The organism is Cohnella xylanilytica (assembly GCF_014212175.1).
Classification (GTDB): domain Bacteria; phylum Bacillota; class Bacilli; order Paenibacillales; family Paenibacillaceae; genus Cohnella; species Cohnella xylanilytica.
In genome coordinates, this window is record NZ_JACJVR010000109.1 from 1 (window position 1) to 8,671 (window position 8,671).

7 protein-coding genes, 1 pseudogene and 1 riboswitch are annotated in these 8,671 nt (G+C 57.1%); of the genes and pseudogenes, 2 read left to right on the top strand and 6 right to left on the bottom strand.

Going from position 1 to position 8,671, the window contains the following annotated elements:
- Positions 1 to 112 precede the first annotated feature (112 nt).
- The 5 genes and pseudogenes from H7B90_RS33515 to H7B90_RS26490 all read right to left on the bottom strand — a co-directional run bounded on the left by H7B90_RS33515 (position 113) and on the right by H7B90_RS26490 (position 6,885).
- Positions 113 to 820: a sortase gene (locus H7B90_RS33515; RefSeq protein WP_446483098.1), complete on the bottom strand. Its 708-nt coding sequence runs from the start codon at positions 818 to 820 to the stop codon at positions 113 to 115.
- A 92-nt stretch (positions 821 to 912) separates the two neighbouring features.
- The gene (locus tag H7B90_RS26475; RefSeq protein WP_311772816.1) at positions 913 to 3,450 is read right to left on the bottom strand and encodes an Ig-like domain-containing protein; all 2,538 of its coding nucleotides are present in this window, start codon (positions 3,448 to 3,450) and stop codon (positions 913 to 915) included.
- Positions 3,451 to 3,621: 171 nt separating this feature from the next.
- Positions 3,622 to 4,809, bottom strand: a pseudogene (locus tag H7B90_RS33765) (Ig-like domain-containing protein); the annotation flags it as partial.
- The gene (locus H7B90_RS26485; protein ID WP_185138909.1) at positions 4,810 to 5,640 is read right to left on the bottom strand and encodes an L-type lectin-domain containing protein; all 831 of its coding nucleotides are present in this window, start codon (positions 5,638 to 5,640) and stop codon (positions 4,810 to 4,812) included. It lies immediately after the preceding pseudogene.
- Positions 5,641 to 5,766: 126 nt separating this feature from the next.
- A riboswitch (cyclic di-GMP riboswitch) is annotated at positions 5,767 to 5,862 on the bottom strand.
- A 237-nt stretch (positions 5,863 to 6,099) separates the two neighbouring features.
- Positions 6,100 to 6,885, bottom strand: a complete 786-nt coding sequence (locus H7B90_RS26490; RefSeq protein ID WP_311772817.1) for an endonuclease/exonuclease/phosphatase family protein — start codon at positions 6,883 to 6,885, stop codon at positions 6,100 to 6,102.
- A gap of 95 nt (positions 6,886 to 6,980) precedes the next feature.
- Between H7B90_RS26490 and H7B90_RS26495 the strand changes: the two genes are divergently transcribed.
- Positions 6,981 to 7,715, top strand: a complete 735-nt coding sequence (locus H7B90_RS26495) for a DUF4386 domain-containing protein (RefSeq protein ID WP_185138910.1) — start codon at positions 6,981 to 6,983, stop codon at positions 7,713 to 7,715.
- Here the strand turns inward: H7B90_RS26495 and H7B90_RS26500 are convergent.
- Entirely contained in the window at positions 7,702 to 8,307 is a 606-nt protein-coding gene (locus H7B90_RS26500; protein WP_185138911.1) for a Crp/Fnr family transcriptional regulator, read from the bottom strand. The genes H7B90_RS26495 and H7B90_RS26500 overlap by 14 nt on opposite strands.
- 227 nt (positions 8,308 to 8,534) lie before the next feature.
- Between H7B90_RS26500 and H7B90_RS33850 the strand changes: the two genes are divergently transcribed.
- Positions 8,535 to 8,654, top strand: coding sequence for an N-acetyltransferase (locus tag H7B90_RS33850; protein ID WP_512699120.1), 120 nt, complete (start codon positions 8,535 to 8,537; stop codon positions 8,652 to 8,654).
- Positions 8,655 to 8,671: the final 17 nt, after the last annotated feature.

The following is an 8,671-nucleotide window of genomic DNA, read 5'->3' on the forward strand; positions in this document are numbered from 1 at the left end:
ACTTCTTTTCACGCTAAGATCATGCAAAGTGCCTTCTTAAGTCGAAATTTGTATGATTTTTCATACCCAAATCAAGCAAGTCGCCTTCTTGAGGCCGAATTTATGTGATTTTTCATACACCATACAAGCCAAGGCGCCTTCTCGAGACAGAATCGGGTCCAAATCCAATTGTGCTAGACGGGTTCTGTATGGGGTTAGCCCTCGCTCGATACCGGGTCGGCGTACACGACGTATCGTTGGGGAGCTGGGCCCACGTAACGAAATGGATAACACGTGGTGACGACGAGAACTTCCTTCCCCATCGAACGAATGACCGAGGTATCGTCTTTATCGACGATCTCCGTGCTCGATATTTCGTATTCGAATGTCCGTATGGCAGTTTAACGATGAAGCGATCCCCTAATTCGAGCTTCGCAAAATTCCGAAAAACCGTATCGCGATGCCCGGACAATAAAATCTGTTCGCCATCCAACGGCAACGCGCTCGCGCTGTAATGGCCGACTCCCCTGTCGAGCATCTCCTCGTCCGTGCCTTCGATCATCGGCAGTTCCGCCTTTATTTTCGGAATTTCCAGCACTCCGAGCACATCGCTCTCTTCCGGCTTGAATTTTTGCCTGCCGGCAAGGGCATCGCGACGAGGGTCCGGAGAGGCGACTTGAACCATTGCAGGAATGTGTCCATTCGGAGAAGGCTCGATTAACGTTCTCGCTTCGGTCAAAGCTTGTTTGGTCTGGATTCGATATTCGAAAAATTGAAAGACGGCAAGCGCGATGACTATCGCTCCGAGCAGGATCATCAACGTTCCCGCTTTTTTTCTCATACGCGATATCCCCCTTCGGATGAAAACCCTGCTTCCCGGTAGAATGGAAGAAAACACCTTTCCCATGAGAAAAGTGTTTTCTTCCTTTACGACTACTGCGCCTTGTTTTTATTCCTTCGCAAAATCAGGCCCGCGAGCAGGGCGATCGCTCCGAATAATCCCAGGTTAAAGACATTGCTTGCGGTACTGGGCAATCGGTTATCAGGCTGATCGGGTTCTTCGGCGCCTCTCGATGCGCTTCCGTCCTCCGGCTCCGCGGACGACGATCCCGTACCCGTCCCCGAAGACGCCGTTCCATCCTCGGTATTCGCCGGAAGCGGAGTCGGGTCGCTTGGCGGTTGGCCGGGCGTAGCGGACGGCGGGCTCGGCGGATTCGGTGGATTCGGCGGATTCGTCGTACCCGGCAGCTGGACCGGCGTACCCGGATCCGTCACATCGATCGTAATGACCGCCGTCGTCTTGCCGCCCTTGCCGTCATCCACGATGATGGTAAAGCTGTCCTTGCCCACGAAGCCGGGAGCCGGTACGTACGTCCACGTTCCGTCCGGGTTCACTGTCGCCGTTCCGTGCTGCGGTTCGCTTCCTATCGCGTACGTTAACGCATCCCCGTCCGGGTCCGTTCCCTTCACCGTTCCCGTCACGGTGGAATCGCTCCCGGCCGTCGCGTTAGAGTCCGATGCCGCCGGCGGTTGATTCGACGAGCCGGACGATGGGGGCGGCGTACTTGGCGAAGGCTCCGGCGTGCTCGGCGGCGGCTCTGGCGTTTCTGGCGGCGGGGTCGTCGTCCCCGGGTCCGTCACGCCGATCGTGATCGTCGCCGTCGTCGTGCCGCCTTTTCCATCGTCGACTACGACGGTAAAGCTGTCTTCGCCTACATAGCCGGGTTCCGGAGTATACGTCCACGTTCCGTCCGGGTTCACCGTCACCGTGCCATGTTGCGGTTCGCTTCCCTTCGAGTACGTCAGCGGATCGCCGTCCGGGTCCGTTCCCTTCACCGTTCCCGATAAGGAAGAATCGTTCCCGGTCGTTACGTTATAGTCCGGCACCGACGGCGACACGTTAGGCGTCGGTGAAGGCTCCGTCGTGCTCGGCGGCGGCCCTGGCGTTTCCGTCGGTGGCTCTGTCGGCGGCTCTGTCGTATCCGGCGGCGGAGTCGTCGTCCCCGGGTCCGTCACGCCGATCGTGATGGTCGCCGTCGTCGTGCCGCCTTTACCGTCGTCGACTACGACGGTAAAGCTGTCTTCGCCTACATAGCCGGGTTCCGGTACATACGTCCACGTTCCGTCCGGGTTCACCGTCACCGTGCCATGTTGCGGTTCGCTTCCCTTCTTGTACGTAAGCGGGTCGCCGTCCGGGTCCGTTCCCACCACCGTTCCCGTCATTGATGCATCATTCGGCGTCGTCTCGTTATAGTTCGGCACCGTCGGCGATGCGTTCGGCGTCGGCGTCGGATCTGGCGTACTCGGCGGGGGCGTCGTCCCCGGGTCCGTGACGTCAACCGTGATGGTCGCCGTCGTCGTGCCGCCTTTTCCATCGTCGACTACGACGGTAAAGCTGTCTTCGCCTACGTAGCCGGGTTCCGGAGTATACGTCCACGTTCCGTCCGGGTTCACCGTCACCGTGCCATGTTGCGGTTCGCTTCCCTTCTTGTACGTAAGCGGGTCGCCGTCCGGGTCCGTTCCCACCACCGTTCCAGTCATTGATGCATTATTCGGCGTCGTCTCGTTATAGTTCGGCACCGTCGGCGGTTGGTTCGGCGGGACCGGCACGACCGGATCCGTCACGTCGATCGTGATCGTCGACGCGATCGTTCCGCCCTTGCCGTCATCCACGATGACGGTGAAGCTGTCCGGGCCGACATACTCCGGTTCCGGTACATACGTCCACGTTCCGTCCGGGTCCACCGTCACCGTTCCGTGCTGCGGATCGCTTCCCTTCTTGTACGTAAGCGGATCGCCGTCCGAGTCCATTCCCTCCACCACTTCGGTTATGGGGGAGTTTTTCCTCGTCGTTGCGTTATAGTCCGGTACCGTCGGCGGCTGGTTCGGCGGGACCGGCACGACCGGATCCGTCACGTCGATCGTGATCGTCGACGCGATCGTTCCGCCCTTGCCGTCATCCACGATGACGGTGAAGCTGTCCGGGCCGACATACCCCGGTTCCGGTACATACGTCCACGTTCCGTCCGGGTCCACCGTCACCGTTCCGTGCTGCGGATCGCTACCCTTCGTGTACGTGAGCGAATCTCCTTCCGGATCCATTCCCACTACCGTTCCAGTCTTTGACGCATTATTCGGCGTCGCCTCGTTGTAGTTCGGTACCGTCGGCGGCTGGTTCGGCGGGATCGGCGGGCCCGGATCCGTTACGTCGACCGTGATCGTCGACGGGATCATGCCGCCTTTTCCATCGTCGACAATGACAGTAAAGCTGTCCGGGCCGACATACCCCGGTTCCGGTACATACGTCCACGTTCCGTCCGGGTTCACCGTTACCGTGCCATGCTGCGGCTCGCTTCCCTTCGTGTACGTCAGCGGATCCCCGTCCGGGTCCGTCCCTTTGACCTCGCCCGACACGGGCGTATCTTTGTCCGTCGTTGCGTTGTCATCCGATACGACCGGAGGTTGGTTCACAGATACCGCACTGTCGACGACGTTCGATTCCCGAGTCTCGTTTTTGTTTTCCAACAAATTAACGTAACGGGCGACAGCCTTATTTGCGACCTGTTGTCCGCTAGACTCTGGAAGGACCTTGACCTTAAATTGAATGGTCGATCCTTCAGGCAAGACATCCGTATTAGCGACTCTTCCGCCGTCTTGCGCCGTTGCGCCGGTTCCCAATCGAACGACGACTTTGTTGGCGGCTTGATCAAATTCGCCCTGATCGTCGCCGCTTGCATCCGTTATCGTTCCCGCGTTCGGGCCTTCGGCGATCTTCAAAGATCCAGGAACGTACTCGGTTCCTGCAGGAATTTGGTCTTCCAATACGACGTGTTCAGCGACGTCTCCGCCTTCATTCTTGAAATTTACCGTATAGGTGAGGATATCTCCCACTTGCACATTTTGCGTTTGGTCGACTGTCTTGGTAACGACGCCACAAGGCTCTGATCCCAGGAAGATATCGTCCAACAGATTACCCCACAAATTACTGGGCGAACCTGGCGAAACCGAAACTGCCTCAAAACCGAATCTAGTTACAGTTTGGCCATCCGGAACTTTGTAGGACCCGGTATAATATGTCCATTTGTTAAACGTGCTGCTCATCTGTTGAATAATGGGCAGTGCCGTCGGTTCCGTTTGAGCCGAACCAATTCGAAGCTGCATTGTGTCTTCCCCAAATTCTCCTCGATGCGCCAGTCGCCAATAAATGGTTTGCCCCGGGCTCGTTTCCACGTCTTGATACAACATGGCTGCTTGATTTGCGTTCAATTCGGCATATTGCGTTCCATCCGCCGCCACAACGGGGATGGTCTGATCATTCCCTCCCAGTGTAGGGCCTAAAAACTCATTGGAGTTTTGCATAATTTGTATAAAATGATCTGTTGCTGCTGTCTCCCAACCCGGAACTTCGTAATCGTAAAAATACATCCATGCGTTCTCGGCTCCCGGAGAACCTGTATCGCCGACATTTCTAGCTAAGGGCTCCTCAAAGCTGCCATTAATCAGCGACACTCTTGGTTTGCATATTCCCGGCGCGACCGGCTCCGTTACGTCGACGGTAACCGTAACCTCCGTCGTGCCGCCATAGCCGTCGTCCACGATGACGGTGAAGCTGTCCGGACCGACATAGCCCGGCGCCGGAGTATACGTCCACGTTCCGTCCGGGTTCACCGTTACCGTCCCCTGTTGCGGATCGCTTCCTTTCGCGTACGTCAGCGGATCGCCATTCGGGTCCGTGCCTTGTACGGAGCCCGATACAGGCGTATCTTTTGGCGTCGTTGCACTGTCATCGGATGCCGCCGGCGGCCGGTTATCGGCATAGTCGATAGGAATTTAGTCATCTACAAAGTACCAGCTATAAATATCATGATTTTCATAATTCGGGAGCCCTGTTGACGCGGTAAAACCGGCATGAACGGGACTTCCGTTAAAAATGGCGCCAAGATCTATGTTATTTACCTCCAACACTTTGCTGGAAGCAGACCTATCCGGCGAGGTTCCTAGACGAACCTGAACATTTTTATTTAAACCGTCATAGTCGATCCATGTATAGTACAGGGTTCCGTTAGATAAAACATAATTGGTGCCGTTAGTCGCATTAAATGAATTCAAGTCCGTATACCGGCCCGATTGATTCACCGGATCGCCATTTTGCGCGATTCCAATGTAGTTTGCGGAAGGATCGCTGTATACATTGTTATAAAAAGTATCATATTTAACAGTGAACCCGGGATTGATACCGTAATATCCTATACCGCCCCCATTCGCTCGCTGACTGGCGGTTCCCGTCTGGATCGTAAAAGTCAACCCGTCGCTGATCCCATCAGTGGGATTCGAACCGCTCATTTTAAACGAGAAGACCGTACTGAATGAATAATTGTTTTGAAGATTAAGCGGAGTTTTGTGGAATACGGCCCCGCTTTGCAAGGCGACTGCCGGCGTCAAGCGGATAACGTTCATCCCTGCAGGAACTGCGGCGTCACCATTAAAAGCAAACTCATTAATGGCAGCACTGGAGAAGCCGTCGAATTTGTAGGTCAGCCTTTTACTTTCTGCAGCAGCGCTTGCATTTTGAAGCTGTAAAGGGAGAACCAGACCATAGGGGACCATGATGAGAAAAGCGAGCAAGCCTCTTATCATTCGATTCAACGTTTTTGTTTTCAAGAATGTTCCCCTCCTTATATACCGTCTCTTGGAATTATCGATTAATATGGAACTATTTTACATATATAAAGACGCAAAAAAACCTCCGTCCAGGATGACAAATGACAGACGGAGGCTTCCGTCGTATTCGGCAACTGGCTAGCATCGCGGTCGCGTTTCAGATCCGCATTAGCCCCTGTAGCTTTGCGTCGCCACTTTTCAGTGGTTTTGCTAGTATCGTACGAACTATTCAATTGATTCTGAGATGGCATAATGTGGATTCCATTTATTCTGAATATACCTTTTTTCCTGTCTAAAATCGATAGTCCTTTTTTATTATTTTGTAACTTATTAGGAAATGATCCTATCTATTAGGGGCATGGGATAAAAAGACTAGAACAGAATCGGCCAAGACTTCGGCGAGCCGATCCTCATGCAAGAACGGCCCGAGAGCGATCTCGAGGCCGTCCTTTGTCGGTGTTACGTAATCTTCGAGAATACGGCGATCACGGGATAATGATCCGATGGATACCGCCCTTCGACCTGCCCCCGGTCCACCTCGATCCGTTCGACGGCGACGTCCGGCGAACCGAACAGGTAATCGATCGGCTCCCCCTCGACGCCTCCCTTGAAGTCGTGGAACGTCCGCCCGACATCCGCCTTCCCGCCAAGCGCGGAATAGCCGTTCACATAGCCGTCCCGCTCCAGGCCGCGCACGACCGCGTGCCCGGGTTCGACGTTGAAGTCCCCTGCCAGCACGACCGGCAGATCGGCCCTCTCTCGCCGCAGCTTCCCGATCCGGCTCTTGACGAGGTCCATCCCCTTGATCTGCGCTTCCTCGCTGACATGGTCCAGATGGGTGTTGAACACCGCCAGCTCGAACGCTTCGTCCTCGGCCGACCTCAGCCGGACCCACGTGCACATGCGCGGGTAATCCGCGTTCCATGCGAGCGCGCCCAGCTTCTCCGGCGTCTCCGACAGCCCGAAGCTGCCGCGCTCCTCCGCCCGCCACTTCGTCTTGCGATACCAGATCGCGCAGTGCTCGTCCTCCCGTCCGCCGCGGCGGCCTTCGCCGACCCAGGCGTACTCCGCGAGCAGCGGCTCCAGATCCCGCAGCATCGAGTAGAGTCCTTCCTGGATGCAGACGACATCCGGCTCATGGCGCCGGATCGCCCGAGCGGCGGCCTCCGCCCGATGAGGCCAAGCGTTGCTCCCGTCCGACTCGACGTTCACTCTCAAATTAAATGTCATCGCTGTCCATCTCACGCCGAATCGTCTCCTCCAATTGATTTAAGTCAATGAACCCTCCCGGCCCTCTCCGTACAATGAGCGTATCCCCAGCTATCAGGAGGTTCGGCACTATGCTTATCCCGGTCTCGGAAGATACTCGAACGGAACGCCCGGAACGGCGCCCAGCGGCCTTGACGGCCGGTCTCGCTCTTATCCTCATGGCGATCGCCGCCGCATTCTCGTACGGATACGCGCACGGAAGCCTCGTCGTCCCGGGGGACGCCGGCGCTACCTATCGCAACCTCTCGTCGTCCGGCTCTCTCTTCGCGGCCGAGCTCTTCGGCTGGGTTCTCATCCTGATCGCCGACGTCGCCGCCGCTTGGGCTCTCTATCTGTTCTTCCGGCCCGTTCAGCCTCGCCTAGCCCTGCTCGGGGCCTGGCTTCGGCTGGTTTACGCGGCCCTATTGGGGGTCGCCGTCTCGAACTTGCTCTTCGTGCGGAACCTGGCGCTCCCGAGCGATACGGCGGCGGCGCTCGGCCCCGATTCGCTTCAAGCTCTGACGACGCTTCATCTGGATGCCTTCGAATCGATCTGGTCCATGGGCCTGATTGTCTTCGGAGGGCATCTGCTGATCGTCGGCTGGCTGGCGTGGCGATCCTCCGGCGTCCTTAAGGCGATCGGCTTATCGGTAGGACTCGCGGGAATCGGCTACCTCGCCGTCCACCTCTGCAGCGCGTTCCTTCCCCAGCACGACCGGCTTGTCGCCGCGCTGACGGCCGGATTCGTCGTCCCCATGACCGCAGGGGAATTGGGCTTGGCGATATGGATGCTTGCCCGAGGCGGACGTCCCTCTAGGACGGCGTAAGGTCCGCTTCGTCAGGACCTCGCCGCACTCGCTTCTTGATTCGGCTCAGCGACTCCGGGGTCATGCCGAGGCAGCTGGCCAGCTGATGCTGGGGCACGCGCTCGATCAAGCCGGGCCGGTTCCGGAGGAGCGCCTTGAAGCGTTCCTCGGGCGTCGAGGAGACGAAGGCGGCGAAGTCGTCCTGCATCCGGCCGAACATCTCCTCGATCATGCGGCGCGTCATCGATTCCAGTTGGGCATGCTTGACGTACATGTCCTTCTCGACGACGAGATCTCCAACGACCAATACCGAGTCCTCCAGGCATTCGAAGGAGAACTCCGAGGCCAGATCCCGTCTGTGTCGGTTGAACACCGTAACGGCCTGTTCTTCCGTGTAGAAGTTGGAAGTGGTCTCTCTCCCGTCTTCGTCGACCGAATACTGCCGAACGCATCCCTTCAGCACGAAGTAACACTTGTCGGGAACGTCGCCTTGCCGGAGAAGCACCGTTCTCCTTGGATATTCCCTCACGACGATCTCGTCGACGATGGCCTTCTGCTCCTCCGCACTCAGGGTCGTGAACTTCGCCAAATACTTGAACAGGATCTCTCTCATCCCGCCGCCCTCTCGTCCCGCCGGTCTCCGCGCCATTCGCGGAGCCGAAGTCTTCTTCCTCCAGTATAAACCCGCCTTCCGGATATGTTACAGTGGAAGAGAGCTTGCAGGGAGGCGATAAGATGAAGACCATCTTCGAAGCGGACCATACTCGGGAGGGATAGCGCCTGCCGGTCCCGAAACCGCGCGGTTCCTTCCCGTCTAAGAAGAGGAAGGCCGTCGCTCTCTTGTCAGGCCAATCCTTCGACTGCATCCGTCTCGGGGTCGTGACCGACAACGAGCGGGCTCTGAACTTATATCGGGGCGCGGGCTTCGCGATTACGGCGGAGTATAAGTACTACCTGTAAGAAAAACGCCTGACGGC

What these genes read in the sequence shown, in the direction of transcription:
- H7B90_RS33515 (WP_446483098.1), bottom strand. Translation starts at nt 820, where the DNA reads ATGAGAAAAAAAGCGGGAACGTTGATGATCCTGCTCGGAGCGATAGTC.
- H7B90_RS26495 (WP_185138910.1), top strand. Translation starts at nt 6,981, where the DNA reads ATGCTTATCCCGGTCTCGGAAGATACTCGAACGGAACGCCCGGAACGG.
- H7B90_RS26500 (WP_185138911.1), bottom strand. Translation starts at nt 8,307, where the DNA reads ATGAGAGAGATCCTGTTCAAGTATTTGGCGAAGTTCACGACCCTGAGT.